The sequence below is a fragment of the Enterococcus sp. AZ188 genome (genome assembly GCF_050544075.1).
Lineage (GTDB): Bacteria > Bacillota > Bacilli > Lactobacillales > Enterococcaceae > Enterococcus_D > Enterococcus_D entomosocium.
Genome location: NZ_CP172943.1, coordinates 165,130 through 183,964 on the forward strand (window position 1 = coordinate 165,130; position 18,835 = coordinate 183,964).

At 44.6% G+C, this 18,835-nt stretch carries 18 protein-coding genes; 10 read left to right on the top strand and 8 right to left on the bottom strand.

Features of this window, described 5'->3' with window-relative positions:
• Positions 1–236: 236 nt before the first annotated feature.
• Both IGI86_RS00775 and IGI86_RS00780 read left to right on the top strand, forming a co-directional pair.
• Positions 237–1,517, top strand: coding sequence for a PTS sugar transporter subunit IIC (locus IGI86_RS00775; RefSeq protein ID WP_005232725.1), 1,281 nt, complete (start codon positions 237–239; stop codon positions 1,515–1,517).
• A 187-nt stretch (positions 1,518–1,704) separates the two neighbouring features.
• A complete protein-coding gene (locus IGI86_RS00780) occupies positions 1,705–2,445 on the top strand; it encodes a GntR family transcriptional regulator (RefSeq protein WP_008376546.1) in 741 nt (246 codons plus the stop codon).
• Positions 2,446–2,519: 74 nt separating this feature from the next.
• Here IGI86_RS00780 and uvrC read toward each other — a convergent pair whose 3' ends face one another.
• Together uvrC and IGI86_RS00790 are read right to left on the bottom strand one after the other, a co-directional pair.
• Entirely contained in the window at positions 2,520–4,310 is a 1,791-nt protein-coding gene (gene uvrC, locus IGI86_RS00785) for an excinuclease ABC subunit UvrC (RefSeq protein ID WP_060791643.1), read from the bottom strand.
• Positions 4,311–4,542: 232 nt separating this feature from the next.
• The gene (locus IGI86_RS00790; RefSeq protein WP_016619552.1) at positions 4,543–5,394 is read right to left on the bottom strand and encodes a LysR family transcriptional regulator; all 852 of its coding nucleotides are present in this window, start codon (positions 5,392–5,394) and stop codon (positions 4,543–4,545) included.
• Between the two features lie 65 nt (positions 5,395–5,459).
• On the opposite strand from IGI86_RS00790, the gene IGI86_RS00795 reads away from it, so the two are divergent.
• On the top strand, positions 5,460–6,482 hold the full coding sequence (locus IGI86_RS00795) for a YeiH family protein (RefSeq protein WP_422705494.1): 1,023 nt from the start codon (positions 5,460–5,462) through the stop codon (positions 6,480–6,482).
• A gap of 165 nt (positions 6,483–6,647) precedes the next feature.
• Here IGI86_RS00795 and IGI86_RS00800 read toward each other — a convergent pair whose 3' ends face one another.
• Positions 6,648–7,415, bottom strand: coding sequence for a DeoR/GlpR family DNA-binding transcription regulator (locus IGI86_RS00800; protein WP_005232717.1), 768 nt, complete (start codon positions 7,413–7,415; stop codon positions 6,648–6,650).
• A 332-nt stretch (positions 7,416–7,747) separates the two neighbouring features.
• Between IGI86_RS00800 and ulaG the strand changes: the two genes are divergently transcribed.
• Genes ulaG through araD form a run of 7 tightly spaced genes read left to right on the top strand, consistent with a single transcriptional unit; the run spans position 7,748 to position 13,379 of the window.
• Positions 7,748–8,812, top strand: coding sequence for an L-ascorbate 6-phosphate lactonase (ulaG, locus tag IGI86_RS00805; protein WP_005232716.1), 1,065 nt, complete (start codon positions 7,748–7,750; stop codon positions 8,810–8,812).
• A 47-nt stretch (positions 8,813–8,859) separates the two neighbouring features.
• Complete coding sequence (locus IGI86_RS00810; protein ID WP_005232715.1) at positions 8,860–9,333, top strand: PTS sugar transporter subunit IIA; 474 nt, start codon at positions 8,860–8,862, stop codon at positions 9,331–9,333.
• On the top strand, positions 9,334–10,800 hold the full coding sequence (locus IGI86_RS00815) for a PTS ascorbate transporter subunit IIC (protein ID WP_016611581.1): 1,467 nt from the start codon (positions 9,334–9,336) through the stop codon (positions 10,798–10,800). It begins immediately after the preceding gene.
• A 22-nt stretch (positions 10,801–10,822) separates the two neighbouring features.
• Positions 10,823–11,116: a PTS sugar transporter subunit IIB gene (locus IGI86_RS00820; protein ID WP_008376531.1), complete on the top strand. Its 294-nt coding sequence runs from the start codon at positions 10,823–10,825 to the stop codon at positions 11,114–11,116.
• A gap of 60 nt (positions 11,117–11,176) precedes the next feature.
• Positions 11,177–11,815 (top strand): 3-keto-L-gulonate-6-phosphate decarboxylase UlaD, encoded by a 639-nt coding sequence (locus IGI86_RS00825; protein ID WP_034872090.1) that lies wholly within the window; start codon positions 11,177–11,179, stop codon positions 11,813–11,815.
• A gap of 6 nt (positions 11,816–11,821) precedes the next feature.
• Positions 11,822–12,721, top strand: a complete 900-nt coding sequence (locus IGI86_RS00830) for an L-ribulose-5-phosphate 3-epimerase (protein ID WP_077453080.1) — start codon at positions 11,822–11,824, stop codon at positions 12,719–12,721.
• Entirely contained in the window at positions 12,693–13,379 is a 687-nt protein-coding gene (gene araD / locus IGI86_RS00835) for an L-ribulose-5-phosphate 4-epimerase AraD (RefSeq protein ID WP_016619555.1), read from the top strand. Before IGI86_RS00830 ends, araD begins: the two co-directional genes overlap by 29 nt.
• 43 nt (positions 13,380–13,422) lie before the next feature.
• On the opposite strand, the gene IGI86_RS00840 is transcribed toward araD, so the two are convergent.
• The 5 genes from IGI86_RS00840 to IGI86_RS00860 all read right to left on the bottom strand — a co-directional run bounded on the left by IGI86_RS00840 (position 13,423) and on the right by IGI86_RS00860 (position 18,815).
• A complete protein-coding gene (locus IGI86_RS00840) occupies positions 13,423–13,926 on the bottom strand; it encodes a GNAT family N-acetyltransferase (RefSeq protein ID WP_061053577.1) in 504 nt (167 codons plus the stop codon).
• A 204-nt stretch (positions 13,927–14,130) separates the two neighbouring features.
• Complete coding sequence (locus IGI86_RS00845; RefSeq protein WP_008376521.1) at positions 14,131–15,570, bottom strand: 6-phospho-beta-glucosidase; 1,440 nt, start codon at positions 15,568–15,570, stop codon at positions 14,131–14,133.
• Between the two features lie 32 nt (positions 15,571–15,602).
• Positions 15,603–16,913 carry a PTS sugar transporter subunit IIC gene (locus IGI86_RS00850; RefSeq protein ID WP_008376519.1) on the bottom strand — a complete coding sequence of 437 codons (1,311 nt, stop codon included), beginning with the start codon at positions 16,911–16,913 and terminating at the stop codon, positions 15,603–15,605.
• Between the two features lie 159 nt (positions 16,914–17,072).
• Positions 17,073–17,831 (bottom strand): MurR/RpiR family transcriptional regulator, encoded by a 759-nt coding sequence (locus tag IGI86_RS00855; RefSeq protein WP_005232695.1) that lies wholly within the window; start codon positions 17,829–17,831, stop codon positions 17,073–17,075.
• A gap of 57 nt (positions 17,832–17,888) precedes the next feature.
• A complete protein-coding gene (locus IGI86_RS00860) occupies positions 17,889–18,815 on the bottom strand; it encodes an ROK family protein (RefSeq protein ID WP_139959963.1) in 927 nt (308 codons plus the stop codon).
• Positions 18,816–18,835 lie beyond the last annotated feature (20 nt).

Sequence of the window (18,835 nt, forward strand, 5' to 3'; positions counted from 1 at the left end):
AAAAGCAATGCTGTAGGGATCAGCATTGCTTTTTTTGTGTAAAATCGCGGATTTTTCTGTCTTGTTCCGAAGGGCATTCTCTATTAAAAAACCACCTGTTTTTGCAAATGATAAGCTGGGTTAAACAAAAGCACGGTTTTGATAAAGAAAAGACTAGACATGGAAACGTTCTCGTGGTATTCTTTAGTAGAAATCGGTTTCATTATTTTGTTTAGGGTTTGAAAGGAGAAAAAACAATGGATAAATTTATTGGATTTATGGAGAAGCACTTTATTCCGATCGCTTCTAAAATAGGCTCTCAAAGACATCTAGTGGCCATTCGTGACGGATTTATCGTAACGATGCCGTTGATGATCTTAGGCTCTTTTGGGGTATTGATCAACAACTTACCAATTCCTGCCTATATTGATTTTATGAATGGCATTTTTGGTGAAGGGACATGGCAAGCCTTTGGGAACAACTTGTCAGCAGGTACTTTTTCAATACTTGGTCTGTTAATCGCTTTCACAGTAGCGTATAATTTAGCTAAAAGCTACAATCAAGACGCATTAGGTGCTGGGGCGATCTCAGTTGCAAGTTTCTTCGCATTAGGTGCAATGGCGACAGGCCCAGATGGTTTGTTAACAGCTGCCGGACTTGGTTCTCAAGGATTATTTTTAGCATTAATCGTATCAATCATTTCTACTGAGATCTTCCGTCGTCTAGCTGGCAACCCACGCTTAGTCATCAACATGCCTGATGGCGTACCACCAGCAGTATCACGTTCATTTGCTGCGTTATTCCCAGCAATGATCACCGTATCGATCTTTGCTTTGTTTACAGCAATTTTCCAAGCATTTGGTGTGACAAGTATCGTATTGTCCTTCTATGAATTAGTGCAACAACCATTCATGGGCTTGGCAAACTCTTACCCAGCTGCTTTGCTATTAGGTTTTATCTCTGCATTCTTATGGTTCTTTGGTTTACATGGTGCCAACATCATCGATCCATTCATGCAAACGATCAATGTGCCAGCGATCGAAGCAAACGCACGAGCATTAGAAGCAGGCACAGATTTGCCTTATATCGTGAACAAACCATTCTTTGATTCTTTCGTGAACATCGGCGGAACAGGTGCGACACTAGGTCTTTTGATTGCGATCTTCTTAGTTGCTCGTCATCATAAAGCATATATGACTGTCGCAAAACTATCCGTTGCACCAGGTGTGTTCATGATCAATGAACCAGTGATGTTTGGGTTACCCGTTGTCTTGAACCCAATCTTGTTCATCCCATATGTGTTGACACCACTTGTTTTAGTCACGACTGCTTATTTTGCAACTGCAACTGGCTTAGTTCCTGCAAGTACCGTCATCGCACCATGGACGACGCCACCAATCATCGGCGGTATTTTGTCGACACAAAGTATTGCTGGCGGAATCTTGGCAGCTGTTAACTTGATCTTGTCGATCGTTATCTACTTGCCGTTCGTGAAAATGGCGCAAATTCAAGAAACACGCCGTTTAAAAAATGCGTAATGTCTGATCGAGTCGATTAGAAACAAGCGCCAAACGTAATAGACCTTATCCGGCCGCGATCAGAGTGCAATACCCCTTTATCACACTGCTTCATTGGAAGGTGCAGTGGTGTGATGACACTCTTTTCGTTTGGCCGGTTCTTTTCTCGTTTTTCAATCAATACAACACACGTTTTGGAGGTGGCAAAATGCCCAAATATATGGAGATCGCAGATGTTCTGCGTAAAAGAATCAAGGACGGAACTTATCCGAAAGACAGTCTTTTACCTTATCAAACAGAGTTAGTGGAAGAGTTTGGCGTCAGCCGAATGACGATTAAAAATGCGGTGAATATCCTGATTATGGAAGGCTTGCTGCTGACAAAGCGCGGCTTAGGGACCAAAGTTTTGAATCATTCCTTTTGGGGCAAAGATACCTCATCGGTGACAGAATACAAAGGCCTGAGCTATCAGATGAAACAAGAAAAACGGACGTTGACTAGCCAAGTCATCACCTTTGAAGTCTGTTTTCCTACAACAAGAATTCAAGAGATGCTTCAGATCACTGCCGAACAACCAATCTACCATGTGATCCGTTTGCGGATCTTAGAAGGCAATCCCTACATACTCGAGCATTCCTATATGCCGTTGGATCTGGTCAGCGGTTTGACGAAAGAGATCTTGGAAGAATCCGTCTATGACTATCTGTTGCAAGATTTAGGCTACAAATTTGCTGGTGCTTATCGGACTTTTCAGGCTGCCAAAAGTGATGAATACGATCAAACCTATTTAGCGTGCCAAGCAGATGATCCAGTATTGGAATTAGAACAGATCATCTATTTAGAATCGGGACGTCCAGTGGACTATTCCTGCAGCCGCAATCGGTATGATGTTCGTGGCTATTCCATGTTAGACATGAAGCCTGATCTGTTACAGCACCGCAAAAAGTAACGGCTTACAAAATGGTTCTTCAACGAAAAAACGCTTCATAGCTACTGTTGGCTATGGAGCGTTTTTGTTTTGACTTAAGAAGTGGGTTGGTTTTGATCGCCTAGTTTGGCTAAGATAGTTTCCGCAACGGCTTTGGGAATACCAGCTTGCTGGATCTCTTCCACGGAAGCTGCTTGGATGTTTTTTAACGACTTGAAGGTTTTCATGAGCTGTTGCTTGCGTTTTGGTCCTAAGCCAGGAATTTCATCTAGCTTGGAAGAAAAGCTGTTTTTACTGCGCAGTTGGCGATGGAAGGTGATCGCAAAACGATGGACCTCATCTTGGATCCGTTGCAGCAAAAAGAATTCTACAGAATTGCGTTCCAGCTGGATCGGATCTAAAAATTCTCCGAAAATCAACTCGCTGGTTTTGTGTTTGTTGTTCTTCACTAACCCGGCAACGGGAATATCTAAACCTAGCTGGTTATGCAGCACTTCTTGGGCGGCACCGACTTGGGCTTTCCCACCATCGATGATGATCAGATCAGGAAAAGGCAGGTTTTCTTTTAGGACACGAGAGTATCGGCGGTAGATGACTTCTTGCATAGAGCCATAATCGTCGCCGCCTTGTGCGGTACGAATCTTATATTTCCGATAATCATCTTTAAACGGCTTCCCGTCGACAAAAACCACCATTGCAGAAACCGGATCGGTCCCCATGATGTGGGAGTTATCGAAGGCTTCAATCCGATAAGGTGTCGCGATCCCCATGGCATCGCCTAGACGATCCACTGCACCGATCGTCCGTTCTTCAGTACGCTCGATCAACGCAAATTTTTGGGCCAAGGCAATGCGGGCATTTTTATTGGCCAAATCGACCAATTTCTTTTTGTCGCCTCGTTGGGGCTGCAGGACTTTGGTTTCCAACAGCGCTTCTAATGGGGCAGCATCGACATTTTGCGGAACAAAGACTTCTTTGGGAATGAAGTGTTCATTCTTTTGGTAAAACTGGCCGACGAAGGTCAAGAAATCTTCATCCGCTTCATTGTAGAAAGGAAACAAAGAGACTTCTCGTTCGATCAGCTTTCCTTGACGGATAAAGAAGACTTGGACACACATCCAGCCTTTGTCGACACTGTAGCCAAAGACATCACGGTCCATCAGGTCGGTCAGGGTCATTTTTTGTCGCGTCATGACGGTATCGATCGCTTGGATCTGATCCCGCAGCTCAGCCGCTCGCTCAAACTCTAATGTTTCAATGGCTTCGCCCATCTTCTCTTTCAGATCTTTCAAAATATCGACGTGACCGCCGTGGAAAAAGTGTTTGACTTGATCCACGATCTTTTGATAATCCTTGGGGTCTACATTATTGACATAAGGACAGACGCATTGACCCAAATGATAATAAAGACAAGGGCGCTTTTGAGAAGGACCGCATTTTCGTAAAGGAAAGAGGCGATCTAGCACCCGTTTGGTTTCATTGGCTGCTCGTGCATCAGGATAAGGGCCAAAATATAAAGCCCCGTCTTTTAAAACTTTACGAGTGATGATCAAACGCGGATAGCGCTCTTTGGTCACTTTAATAAAAGGATACGACTTGTCGTCCTTTAACATGATATTGTATTTTGGTTTGTTTTTTTGAATCAAATTGATTTCCAGCAATAAAGCTTCCGTATTTGATTCGGTAACGACGTACTCAAAATCATTGATTTCTTGAACGAGCCGTTCGGTTTTCGTATCGTGGCTGCCGGTAAAATACGAACGGACACGATTTTTTAAAATTTTGGCTTTCCCAACATAGATGATTTTGTTATTTTTATCTTTCATTAAATAACAACCAGGTTGATCAGGAAGCAGCGCTAATTTGTTCTTGATTTGTTCGTTCATTTCAAGATCCTTTCTTACTGGTTTGCTTCACGAACTGCATAAGTAGTCAAAGGGCGGTCTAAGTTTCCCTCAAAAAGGGGAACGTTAGAGCCCATAGCCAGTACTCCTCATTTTAGCACAAATTTCTTAAGAAACAATCAATCGGACCAGATCGGCAGCGAGGAAGCGTAATCGTAAGAAAAGGTTAAGAAATCCCACGAGGCGGTGGTTCCCCCAAAAAATCAGTTTGTTATTATACGCTTGCCACCTGTGAGGGATCGTTTTGCGACCACTCCTGAATGAAGGTCCGCAATCCCTCGATGGCTGGTTCTGTGACTACTTTGCGCTGGATTAAGTAAAATTGGCGCTCAAAGTTTTTATCCAGCAGTTGATAGCCAATGCCGTGGGCGGCTCGCTTGGAAAGGATCGAACAGCCGAAGCCTTGTTTCAGCAAAGCGACAATCAATTCATTGCTGGCGATCTCAATGATCGGTCCTTGAATGTTCTGTTCCTCCAGATAGCGCTTAGTGTAATAGTAGACACCAGAACTCGCTTCTCGGACGAGCCAAGGACCGGTTTGGGGATCGCCAGCTAAGACGAGCTGATCTTTCAAAATCGGAAAACGCAAAATACTCGGTGCGGATAAGGGTTTTTCAATGATCCCTAAATCCAGTTGATGTTGTTCAAGCGCTGTTAAGACTTCAGCGGAGTTCATCATCGATACCCGAAAACGCACCGTGGGAAAGGCGTTGTATAAAGCAATCATCAAGTTAGGCATCAAGGCCATCGCATAGGTATGAGAGATGCCTAGGGCACAGTGGCTTTGGTGCTGCGTGTTGGTATGGATCTCGCTGGTGATCGTCGACCACTCATCCAATAAATTCAGTGCCTTTTCGTAAAGGTACTCTGCTTGGGGTGTGGCGATCACGTTTTTGCGACCATTGCGTAAAAAGAGCGGTGTATCCAGGTCTTGTTCCAACTGCTTGATTTGAGCAGAAACCGTGGGCTGCGAAATAAATAGCAATTCGGCAGCTTTCGAAAAATTTTTCGTTTCATAGACCATCTTAAAAGTCTCCAATAATTTTAACATTGCAATCCCTTCCATTAGAAAATTCAATCATAACTATTATACCAATAAATCCTACTGATCGGTCAATCTATGTATAATGGATGTTATATGAAAGGATGAAAGCAATGAAGCAACGACAAACAGCTTTGATACTTCCCGGTTTGTTCCTGTCCTTTTCGGTAGCCGTCATCGCCCGAATCATGGCTTTGGCTGTACCAAAATTAGGGGGAGCAACCCTTGCTATTTTATTAGGAATCATTTTAGGAAATACACTGTTCAAGCAAGAACGCTATCAAGTCGGGACGAAGGTTGCGGAAAGTCGTCTCCTAGAATATTCGGTGGTTTTGCTGGGCTTTACCGTCACTTTCCAGACTATCAGTGAAATGGGTCTTCGGGGCTTTCTCTTTATTTTGCTGATGATGAGCTTGGTCATTACCGCTGCTTATTTGATAGGGAAAAAAATGGGCTTTAATCAAAAGATGAGCCTGATGATGGCAGGCGGCAATGCTGTCTGTGGGTCCTCTGCGATTGCGGCGATCGCACCAGCCATTGATGCCGATGATGAAGAAAAAGGGCAGATCATCACCTTGGTCAATCTTTTAGGAACGGTGATGATGCTGACGCTGCCGTTTTTAGGCTTGGCCTTATACGGCGATGATCTATTGCAAAAAAGCGCCTTACTTGGCGGCACACTGCAATCCGTCGGGCAAGTCGTGGCGGGGGCTAGTTTGATTGATGCCGACACCGTCAAATACGCGATGCTCTTTAAAATCGCGCGCATCATCATGTTGGCAGTCGTCGTCATTGTTTTTGAACGAATGACGACAAAGACCCCCACCAAAAACAAAGGTAAAGGTAAGCTACGGCTGCCGATCCCTTGGTATGTGTTGGGCTTCTTGACCATCTGTATCTTGAACAGCTTCTTGCCGCTGCCTAGCTGGTTGAATGAGGGGGCTCATTTTATCAGTACGTGGTTTGAAACAACGGCGTTGGCAGCCATCGGTTTGCGCCTGGATTTCCGCAAGTTTTTAAAAGAAGGACCGCGCTTTTTATTCTATGGTCTTTCCGTTGGAGCCGTCCAAACCGTGGGTGCTGTTGCGTTGATTTGGTTGCTGCGGCTCTAATTCACACGAGGCACATCCCATAAAGCACGTTTGAAGCGTACGATTGTTTAACGAAAAAAGCCACGACGGTTGATCGAAGGGCACGCTTTGCTGTTTCTGTTGGAAGAGGCAGCAAGGCGTGGCTTTTCAGATCAACTGTCGGGCTTTTTTTAGCGACAAAGATGGTTAGACGGGAACTTGGATGACTTGAACACCTTGTTGCTCAATCAAGTCGATGACTTTGGGATCAGAATAATGGTCGGTGATCAGCAGATCGATAGCCGCAATTGCGCCAATCGTAAAATTGGATTGCTTACCGATTTTTCGATAATCCGCGATAACGATCAACTTGCCAGAATTTTCGATGATTTTCGCATTGACTTTGGCTTCGTGGATCACTGAAGTGGAAATGCCGGTCTGTAAATCTAACCCACTACAACCAATGATCGTAACATCAGAACGAACATGAGAAAACGACTCCACGGCGATATCCCCTGACAAGGCCGCTTTAGGATAGCGTATTTCGCCGCCACTTAAAACGATCGTTGATTTTGGATGGTGTTCCATTTGGATCACACTTGTATTGTTCGTCAACAAACTGATTCGTTTGTCCGTTAGATGGCGCAACGTTTGAGCGGCGCTAGTACTCGTATTGACGAAAAGGGTATCGCCATCTTTTACTTGGCGAGCCGCTTCTTTGGCTAGTCGATCTTTGATGTACTCGATCGAGTCGGTGGGATGCGCTTCATCTTCATAAGCTTCACAGTATTCGATTTTTCCGTGGGTTTGTTTGATCTGACCCATCTCACTCAGTACGGTACAGTCTCTGCGGATCGTCATCTCTGATACTCCCAACTGATGACTGAGGGTCTTCACATCAGAAAAACCAGATGTTTTTATCAGATCGATCAATTGTTTTCTCCTTTGCCTCACTTCTTCATTGGAACGTTTCACGATACTTCCTCCTTACATGCGCTTTATTCTATTCTTGTCTTTCATCGTTTATCCAGATTGCGATTGCCTTTGCATAGCAAAAACCTTCTCGCCTCCTTCTCGCAAGTTCAAGTGATGATCCCACACCACTTGTTGAGAAGCAACGATGTGTTTGTTGTTTCTTCTTTCGAACTCATTTTAACATATCCCCTATACATTACCATATATATTAAATAATCACATTTATTTATGGGTTAATTAACATATAATAAGCTAAATTAACATAAAACTAGATTGAAAGCGTTTTTCTATATGTTAGAATCAAAGTGTAAATAAGCAAGGGAGGAATAAGAATGGCACATGTAAATGATGTTTCGAAAGAGAGTTGGCTTTTAAATACGTTTCCAGAATGGGGGACCTATTTGAACGAAGAGATTGAAAATGAGCTTGTGAAAGAAGGCACAGTTTCCATGTGGTGGCTAGGCTGTACGGGTATTTGGCTGAAGAGTGCGGAAGGAACCAATATTTTATGCGACCTTTGGTGTGGCACTGGCAAGCGCAGTCATGGGAATGGGCAAATGAAAAAAGGCCATCAAATGATGCGAATGAGTGGTGTACAAGAAATGCAGCCTAACCTACGGACGCAGCCCTTTGTGATCGATCCATTTGCAATCAAAGGAGTGGATGCGTTAGTGGTGACCCACATCCATTCCGATCATTTAGACATCAATACCGCAGCCGCAGTCCATCAAAATTGTCCAGAAGCAAAATTCGTCGGTCCCCATGAAGTCGTTGCAACTTGGTTGAAATGGGGAATACCAGAAGAAAAAACCATCGTGGTCAAACCGGGGGATGAAGTGACTATTGGGCAGGTGAAAATCGTCGCTTTAGAAGCATTCGATCGAACCGCTCTGATTACTTGTGAAGATCCGGATACCAGCTTGAAAGGAAAAATGCCACAGGACATGGATCGTATCGCAGTCAATTACTTGTTTGAGACTTCCGGTGGGGCGATTTATCATGCAGGAGATTCTCATTATTCGAATGTATTTGCTAAACATGGGAATCAGTACAAGATCGATGTTTGCTTAGGTGCATATGGCGAAAACCCGCGGGGCATCACCGACAAAGTTACATCAGTCGATATGTTGCGGATGGCCGAATCCCTCAATGCCAAAGTGGTGATTCCCGTACATTATGATATCTGGTCCAATTTTATGGCTGATCCAAAAGAGATCACCGAGATTTGGAAGTTTAAAAAAGATCGTTTGAACTATGAGTTTAAACCGTATATTTGGCAAGTTGGCGGCAAATTCACCTACCCAACGAATAAAGATGATCTTGAATTTAATTTCTATCGTGGCTTCAAAGATGTTTTTTCGGTCGACAATGATACGCCATTCCCTTCTTTCTTATAAAAGAAGGGGGGATGCTGCAAAAGCCAAATTTGAAAGGAGCAAACGTAATGCTGCGTTATTTTTATGAAAATGAGTTGGTTGCAATCAACCATGAACAGCCCGAAGACTGGGAAGCTGCTATCTGGGCGAGTGGCGAAGGATTAAAGCAAAAGGCGTTGATTACGGATCAGTACATTGAAGATGTCATTCGGGATGTCCATCAATACGGTCCTTATATTGTGATCATTCCCAAAGTAGCCATGCCCCATTCTTCAGCAGAAAGCAAAGGCGTCTTAGGAACAGGGATCGGGCTGACGATTTTTCCAGCGCCCGTCTCGTTTCAGGAAGATAATCCGGACAAGGAGGCGCAGTTGTTCTTTATGCTCGCTGCCAAAAACGCTGAAGCACATATGAACAATATCGCTGGTTTATCAGAGATGTTGATGGAAGAGGGGCTGGTAGAAGATCTATTAGGTGTAAAAACGATGGCAGATTTTGAAATGGTGATGGAGAAATATGACCAAAAAGAAAGCAGGGATTAGATGGAAGTGGTAGGAGATTTCTTATTGAGATGCTGGGATTACTTTGCTCAGAATATTTTGATGCAGCCAGCTTTTTTGATCGGTTTTATTGTACTGATCGGTTACTTACTATTGAAACGGCCGTTTGTTGAATGTGTCGCAGGTTTCTTAAAAGCCACCGTTGGTTACTTGATTTTGACGATTGGCTCTGGTGGATTGGTCAATAATTTCCGTCCGATCTTGGTGGGGCTTAAGGAGCGTTTTGAATTAGATGCGATGGTCACTGACCCGTATTTTGGTCAAAATGCGATCACCGCCGGCATTGAAGAACGATTCGGACGCACCTTTGGTGACACGATGCTCTTATTATTGATTGCCTTTGTTTTTAATATCTTACTCGTTCGCTTTAAAAAATATACGAAGCTGCGGGCCGTCTTCACTACTGGAAATGTGCAAGTACAGCAAGCCGCAACGGCCTTTTGGTTGCTGCTATTTTGTTTTCCAGACTTGGGTCGGATCGAAGTCTTACTTGTCATGGGCTTGATCTTAGGCTGCTATTGGGCGGTTGGTTCCAATTTGACCGTGGGCATCTGTCAAGATTTGACGGAAGGTGCTGGTTTTGCGATTGCCCATCAACAGATGTTTGGTGTTTATTTCTTTGCGAGACTTGCGGAACGGTTCAAAAAGAACAAATCCAACCGGAAATTAGAAGATGTCGAACTACCGGGTTTTTTATCGGTCTTCAATGAAAATATGGTATCGACTTCGATCCTGATGCTCTTTTTCTTCGGTATCATTTTAGTGACACTTGGACAAGATTATTTAATAACAGCAGGATTTATGGCAGAAGGACAAAGTTTCTTATTTTATATTTTACAAACATCACTGATGTTTGCCGTCTACTTAGCAATTCTTCAATTAGGTGTGCGCACCTTCGTTTCCGAATTGACCGAGTCATTTCAAGGAATCTCAAATACGATTTTACCAGGTGCTGTTCCGGGGATCGATATCGCCGCAACCTTTGCCTTTGGTTCACCAAATGCTGTGACGGTGGGCTTTTTATTCGGTGCATTAGGACAATTTTTAATGATTGCTTTACTGATTTTGTTCCGGTCACCAACGATCGTGATTGCCGGGTTTATCCCACTGTTCTTTGATAATGCAGCGATTGCCGTTTTTGCCAACAACCGTGGAGGTATCAAGGCGGCTTGTCTTTTCCCATTCTTATCAGGCATCATTCAGATCGGTGGTTCGGCCTTGATCGCTACTTGGGTAGGATTGTCCCAATATGGCGGCTATCTTGGTATGTTCGACTGGGCGACCGTCTGGCCATTCTTTACAGTATTGATGAAATTCTTAGGCATCATTGGTGTGGTTCTTGTGGTGGTGATCTTATTAGTGATTCCACAATTGCAGTACCGCAGAGATCCAGAAGGGTATTTCTTGATCGTAGATGATTACGATGCGTATGTAGAAAAACAAAAATAATGAATTCTTAGGAGGAAAAAAGATGAGAGTATTAGTATCTTGTGCAAATGGATCAGGAACAAGTTTGATGATGATGCGGAGTGTTGAAAAAGCTTTGAAGTCTGAAGGGATCACAATCACCTCTATCCACCACTGCGCGATTTCTGAAGGCAAAAGCACCGCCAAGAATTACGATGTGGTCTTTACGCCAATGAACTTTGTCAATATGTTCGATAAAGCAAAAGAAAAGGGCGTAACAGTGATCGGGGTCAGAAATGTGATGTCTCCAAAAGAAATCATTGAGCGGGTCAGAGAAGCGGGTCTTTCAAAGGAGTAGTCAGCGTAACAGGATGTGGCAAAACAAAAAGGTTGGTCAAACAAAAGAGAGGGGAATTTCATGAGCAGACCAAAACTACAGATTGCTTGCGATCACTCCGATTTAGCTAGTGCACTGGCAGATATCAAAAAAGTCGGCGATGTGGTTGATATTATTGAAGCAGGGACTATTTTATTGTTGCAAGAAGGAGAACAGGTATTACGCTGTTTCCGAGCAATGTATCCGGAGAAGTTGATCGTAGCAGACACAAAATGTGCCGATGCCGGTGGGACGGTCGCCAAAAACTGCCAGCAAGCTGGCGCGGATTATATGACCGTGATTTGTGCAGCAACGATCCCAACAATGAAGGCAGCAGCAAAAGAAATTGCTGAGATCCAAGTAGAATTATATGGTGACTGGACCTACCAGCAAGCACAGCAGTGGCTAGATGCCGGCATCTCACAAGCCATCTATCATCAAAGTCGTGACGCATTGTTAGCTGGTGAAACATGGGGAGAAAAAGATTTAACGAAAGTCCGTAAATTGATCGATATGGGGTTTCGAGTGTCCGTCACGGGAGGATTGAGCGTCGAGACGTTGGCTCTGTTTGCCGGCATTGATGTGTATACCTTTATCACAGGACGAGGCATCACTGCCGCTGACGATCCGCAACAAGCAGCAGTTGATTTCAAGCAAGAGATTTTACGGATTTGGGGGTAGTTTTCTATGAGTTTGATCGGTCTATATGAAAAAGCAACACCCAAAGCCCTTTCTTGGCCGGAACGATTGCAGTTTGTCAAAGACCGAGGTTTCGACTTCATTGAAATGTCCATCGATGAATCCGATGAACGCTTGGCACGCTTAGAGTGGGACCAAGAGCAACGCAAAGAGATCGTCGAGGCAATCTATGCCTCGGGGATCAAAATCTTGTCTTTATGTCTCAGTGGACATCGGCGGTTTCCCTTTGGTTCGATCGATGAAAAAAAGCGCAAGCACGCGATGCATCTGATGGAAAAAGCCATCGACTTGGCTTCAGATTTGGGTATTCGCTGCATCCAATTAGCCGGATACGATGTGTATTATGAGGAAAAAAGTCTTTGTAGCCGAGAATGGTTCATTGCCAATCTAAAAGAAGCCGTCGCCAGGGCGTCTGAAAAGGGGGTCGTTTTGTCACTAGAGATCATGGATGATCCGTTTCTGAATTCTATCTCAAAGTATTTACGGATCAAGGAGCAGATCCCTTCGCCCTATCTACAAGTCTATCCAGATGTCGGGAACCTGTCGGCCTGGCCAGAAAATGATGTCGGTTATGAATTAGAAAAAGGCATTTGCGAGATTACCCAGATTCATTTGAAAGATACATTGGCGGTCTCAGATAAGTTTCGAGGAAAGTTTAAAGAAGTACCGTTTGGCACTGGGTGTGTTGATTTTGATGGCTGCTTACGCACGCTGAAGCGGTTGAATTATAACGGTTCTTTTGTCATCGAGATGTGGAGTGAGACGAGCGCTGACCCGATTGGGGAGATCGAACAAGCCAAAGCGTTTTTATTACCAAAACTAAAGGAGGTCGGTTACCTTGATCAATCAGCTTCAATTGATGAAAGAGCGAGTTTATCAAGCCAATAAGAGACTGCCTGAGGAAGGGCTAGTAAAGCTGACTTGGGGAAATGTCAGTGAGATTGATCGAGATTTAGGGATCATCGTCATTAAACCAAGCGGTGTTGATTATCAGACGATGACGGTTGATTCAATGGTGGTTTGCGACTTAACGGGAACACCGAAAGAGGCGAAGACGTTGAAGCCTTCCTCGGATATCAAAACCCATGCGCTATTGTATAAGCACTTCGAAGGCGTCAAGGCGATCGTCCATACGCATTCGACAAATGCGGTAAAATGGGCGCAAGCACAGCGAGACATTCCTGCATATGGAACGACGCATGCGGATACTTTTTATGGTAGTGTCCCTTGTACACGACCATTACGGGCCTCTGAGGTAACGGCAGACTATGAAAAAGAAACCGGCAAAGTCATTGTCGAGACGTTTGAAAAGCGGGGATTAGATCCGCTTGCATGCCCAGCTGTCCTCACAGCGGGACACGGTCCCTTTACTTGGGGGCAATCTGCGGAACAAGCGGTCAGCAATAGTATTGTTTTAGAAGAGGTTGCAGAAATGGCACTAGGTACCGAAGCTTTGACCTTAGAGCGAACACCGATCGCTGATTATTTGCTGGATAAACATTATTTCCGCAAGCATGGCGAACATGCTTATTATGGACAAGGATAACGGAAAAGCAGCCATTCCTAGCGATCAAGGAATGGCTGCTGTTCTATTCGTTTTCTTCAACGAGTGTTTTCACATAAAAGCGATCCATCGTGGTATGCTGTGCCGCCAATAGTGGCTGGGACAATGCGCGATAGCCGGCTTTTTGATAGACATGCAAGGCAGCTTCTAAAGAATGATGGGATTCTAAATAGAGTTGCCGATAGCCTAGTTCAAAAGCTTTGGCCTCGATCTTCGCCAGCAGGGGATAGCTGAGACGCTGCCCTTTGGCGGCATCACTAAGATAAAATTTTTGCAGCTCGGCGATTTGCCCTTCTGAATCATAAGCGGCAAGACCACCGCCGCCTAAAAGGGTACCCGATTCATCGGTGACGACAAAATAATGGCGGCTAGCAGGATCTGCTGCATAAAATTCACTTAAGTGGTCTAACTCGGGATCAAAATAGGCAGTTCCTGGAACCGCCAACTGGTGGTCGGTCAAGCTTTTGCGAATGATAGCAGCTAATGGCGCATCATCTTGAGATTGGATCGGACGAAATATCGGCTTCATGCAGTTCCTCCTTAACGTAAAAGTAAATGAATAGCTATAGTGTACCACAGCATCGAGGTAGTGTTTAGTGATGATAAGAAAAGCATCCTCGCAATGGCGCACCTCTTTAATAAGAAAACCGCCCCCTCGTTGCCAGGCTCCTAATGTAAAAAGGAGGATGGCGAAACGAGGGGGCGGTTTTTGTGTTAGTCATGGAAGCAGTAATTAGAGCGTTTCACCATTAGAGGCGATTACTTGCTGGTACCACGCAAAGGAATCTTTTTTCAAACGATTCAAGGTTCCTTTGCCGGTATTGTCTTTGTCGACATAGATCATGCCATAGCGTTTCTCCATTTCGCCGCTGCCGAAGCTGACGATATCAATGATCCCCCAAGGCGTATAACCTAATAGCGGTACACCATCTTCAACCACCGCTTTTTCCATCTGTTCGATATGCTCTTTCAGGTAAGTGATGCGGTAGTCATCATGGACTTGCTGTTCATCGGTTAATTGATCGTAAGCACCAAAGCCATTTTCTACGATAAATAGCGGCAAGTCATAGCGTTGATAGATCGTATTTAACACATAGCGCAACCCGACTGGATCGATAGGCCAGCCCCAATCAGAAGCACTGATATAAGGATTACTCACGATTTTTGCTCCCGGGATATCCTCAGTTGGTGTGCCAGCCACTTCATCAAGGGTTGAGATCGTTCCTGACATGTAATAGCTGAACCCAATATAGTCAACGGTTCCTGCTTTTAATAGCGCTTGTTCCTCGGGCGTAATCTCAATCGTGATGCCTTTTTTTGCCCAATATTTTTGCACATAGGTTGGGATCTTGCCTCGTACGTGGACGTCGCTGTAAAAATAGCGCCGTTCATTGGCTTTGACGGATGCCATCAAATCAGCTGGCGCACAAGAGTAGGGGTAGACCGGGACATAGGCCATCATACAACCAATCTGAAACTCTGGATTGATTTTTTTGCCTTCGATCACGGCTGCCGCGCTGGCAATCAACTCATTGACGCCCGCTTGAAAGACGAGTGCTTCTTTTTGACTGTCATCCTCGATGATCATGGCAGAATTGGTCCAAACGTGCAGCGGCTCTTGCCCATCTGCTTGATTATTGATCTCATTGAAAGTCATCCAATACGTCACTTTGTCATGATACCGTTGAAAAACAGTCTTAGCGAATTTGACAAAGAGGGGAATCACTTCTTTGTTAGCAAACCCACCAAATTCTTCATAGAGGGCATAAGGCATTTCAAAGTGAGACAAAGTGATGACGGGTTCGATGCCATTTGCCTGCAATTCGTCGAAAAGATCATCGTAGTATTGGAGACCGGCTTCATTTGGTTCTTCTTCTGTTCCAGTTGGATAGATCCGGCTCCAAGAAATCGATGTCCGTAGACATTTCAAGCCCAGTTCTTTGAATAACTGGATATCTTCTTTGTAACGGTGATAAAAGTCAATGGCTTCATGGTTCGGGTAATATTCCCCTTCAATGACTCCTTTGGTGATTTTACGGGGAATACCGTTGCCACCGGCCGTCATGACATCGGCGGTACTCATTCCACGGCCAGCAACATTCCAAGCGCCTTCCGCTTGATGGGCAGCGATCGCGCCGCCCCATAAAAAATCTTTCGGCATTTTTGCGGACATAAATTTCATTCCTCCTCGACTCATTCGTTTGCTTATAATTCTACTTTCTGGGAACGGTTAGAGGCGATCACGAAAGGCAAATAGATCAAGACCGAAATCGCAAGACAAACGACACCGACAACCGCAGCGATCGCATTTCCTCCAGTTCCTAAAAAGAGATTAATGATTCCTGGGGTCGTCCATGGTACCCCAATCGCTGGGGTCGGCATGATCGGCCAGACAACAGTGACAAAATAACCCACCAAAATATTGACCATTGGTGTCAAAATAAACGGAATGATCATGATTGGATTCAAGACGATCGGTAGACCGAAGATCATCGGTTCATTGATTTGGAAAATTCCTGGAACTAAGGACATCTTAGCGATCTCACGTTGTTCTGGACGTTTTGAAGCGATGAAGATCGCAATGATCAAGCCCAATGTCATACCAGTTCCGCCCATATTTGCGAACATGTCATTTAAAACGCCCCAGGTTTCTTTGTAAGGAACGTCCCACAAGGAGCCGCCTTGGTTGATAAAGTCTAGGTTAGCTAGGTCCTGTTCGGTAAAAATCGCTGAACGAACCGCATTTAATGTGTTTGGTCCATGGATCCCGATCGCAAACAACGTAGTTTGCAAGAACGCCAAGATCAAGACACCGACGACATTGCCCCCCAGATCCCGTAATGGACTTTGGATCCCATTATATATCAGTTCATTGATGCCTTCTGGTGCGATCATCAAAACTAAGAAATTGATCAAAGCAGTGACTGCCACGATGATCACGATCGGAATCATGCCAGAAAAGGAACGGGAAACAGCTGGTGGTACCATTTCAGGCATTTTGATCTGCAATCGTTTGACCTTGAAAAGCTTCGGTAAGAATTCACCGACCAAACAAGCCACGATCATAGCTACAAACAACCCTTGGGCGCCTAAATATTGTGTGGAGATCACATTGACATCATCTACTGCAAAGGAGGTCGGGTACAAGATCATAAAGGCAGCGACACTTGTCAAACCAACTAGCGTAGCATCTGCTTGGAAATGCTTGGCTAAAAGTTGGGCAACAAGAAACGCAATGAATAAACTCATGATGTTGATGGTCCCGTTCGCCACGGAAGCTAGAACTTGCTGGGCGCTTTCCAGATTAGGAAAAAGCCGATTCAGTTGAAATAATTGCACGATGAAACTTTCATTGGAAAATAAAATATTGTTGACCAAAATAACGAGAGAAGAAGCGATGGTCAGTGGGAAAATCAGCATGAATGCATCCCGGATCGCTGCTACGTGGCGTTGATTGTTCAACTTTGTTGCGATTGGTACCAACGAGCGGTCTAACAGGTCATTGAATTTTTGCATAATAATAACACCTTTCCTTAATTGATGCCATCATTATAGCGAATGAAAGCGGCTAAAAGTAAGCGGATACGGATTCCGTACATATCTCTCAAGAAATGAAAAAAATTCCGCATCCGGAACACAGTGTTACAAAAAAAGATGGTTCAGTAAACTGAACCATCAAGGGTTGGAACGATAATCTTGTAAATAGCCGATCAGTGTTTCTAAAATCGCTACTGAAGGCAATTGACTAGTCAAATCAAGAAAGATGTCTTTGCGTTCCTCTTTGATCGCATACTCGATCGAATAATCGCACAGGCGTGCCAACGTACTTTCCCGATTAGGGGTAATGCAGTATTTCTGCACGATCGCTTGATTGTCTAAACCGGTAATGACTTCGATCAGTTCTTTGGTTTCACCAGAGACACTCAGAAAAACCAAAACATTTTTTTGATCTTTTCGCAAAAAGCTTTTGATTGGGTAGGTCAGCTCATCAATGCTGATACTAAAGTAACCGAGACTGGCTAGCTTGCGGGCAACGTATTGCGCGATCGCACCGGATGCCCCCATCCCCATAAATAAGATCAAATCGGCATCCCGCATCGCTTCGGCAAGTTTTCGTATTTGGTATTCCGCATCAGGGTGGAAGATCTGCATATTCAAGCCTTTGATGCGCGCTTCTAAACCTAAGTGTTCAGGATGCGCGTCAAAATGGGCTTTTTCTAAATGATTTTTGATATAGAAGCGAAATTCTGGAAACGACTGAAAGCCGACTTTTTGAATAAAACGAAAGACCGAAGTCGAAGAGACATGAGCATCATCGGCAATGTCGCGCACACGCATATACGGGATCTTTTCTAAGTGATTGACGATAAAACGGTAGATTTCTTGTTCTACCGCAGAGAGCTTGTTCAAGTTTAATTGTTCAAAAAGCGCCATGCTGGTTCCTCGCTGTCCTAGATAATCAATTTACACCAGTATAGCATATCCGAACTTTTAACGGTGCAGCTGTTGGTGGATCTGATAGACTGCGCCGATCAAGCCGGCATCGTTTTTTAGTTTCGCTGGACGAACAGGCGCGATGGTTTGTCCGCGCAAATAATTAATCGCTTCATGCCGTGTTTCCGTGATCGTCAAGCGAGCCTGCAGGCGTTCCCAGAAATAAGGATTGGCACTGATGCCGCCGCCGATCAATACCAATTCTGGGTCAAAACAGCTAATCAAATTGATCAACCCTACAGACAAATCCGTTAGAAATTGGTCCGTCAGCTTCAACGCCAATGCTTCGCCTTGCTGCGCGCGGTCAAAAATCTCTTTGGCGTCTTGGGTGGGTTCAAAGCCAGGAACTGCTGCCCCGGCTAAATTGTAGAGGCGAATCAAGCCGCCCACGACGGCAGTTTTTTTATTGATGGAACTTTCCTCGATATTGCCTTCTTCTGGCAGCTGATCGATCACCATCCAGCCAAATTCACCAGCCATGCCATGAGCACCTCGGTAGACTTGATTATTGATTACGATCCCACCGCCTACACCAGTGCCTAGGACAAGACACAAATAGTTGGCTACCTCTTGCGCATTCCCGATCCATTTTTCAGCAATCGCTGCTGCATTGGCATCATTTTCCACCGCCACCGGCAATCCTGTACGCGCTTCCAAGACTGCTTTAAAATTTTCACCATATAACGATTTGATGGCTCCAGCCGTTAACATAAAGCCGTCTTTTTGAACGATCCCGGGGGCGCTGATCCCAATGCCATCAATCGTGTGGCGGCTCTGGGCATCTTCGATGATCGTGAGTAGATCCTGATAAAACTGGGCTGGCTCATAGCTAGTGGGGATCGCAGATTTTTCAAGGATCGCTCCGGTTTCATCCAAAACACCATATTTAATACTTGTTCCGCCAATATCAAATCCTACGTACATTCTTCTTCCTCACCTTCTAA